Annotated in this window: 1 protein-coding gene; it reads right to left on the bottom strand. The window is 67.1% G+C overall.

Going from position 1 to position 222, the window contains the following annotated elements; all coding sequences use genetic code 11:
* Positions 1-13 precede the first annotated feature (13 nt).
* A partial coding sequence (locus E4K09_RS29800) for a hypothetical protein (RefSeq protein WP_204985731.1) occupies positions 14-222 on the bottom strand: 209 nt, incomplete at its 5' end.

The following is a 222-nucleotide window of genomic DNA, read 5'->3' on the forward strand; positions in this document are numbered from 1 at the left end:
AGCGCGCCGCGCTTCACCCCAAAGGGCTCACCGGCACGAAGCCGGTGATAGCATGGGAGAGGCTGGGACCAGGGGGTGTCGGAGCCGTGCCTCTCCCCGTCATGGCCGCACTTGTTGCGGCCATCTCCGTCTTTTCGCGTTGCAGTTCGAAGACGTGGGGGCCCGGCTCAAGGCCGGGGATGATCGGGTGAGAGCTGGCCATGTGGCGGAAGAGGCTCCGGA

Origin of the sequence: Microvirga pakistanensis, assembly GCF_004458765.1 — a bacterium.
Taxonomy (GTDB): Bacteria; Pseudomonadota; Alphaproteobacteria; order Rhizobiales; family Beijerinckiaceae; genus Microvirga; species Microvirga pakistanensis.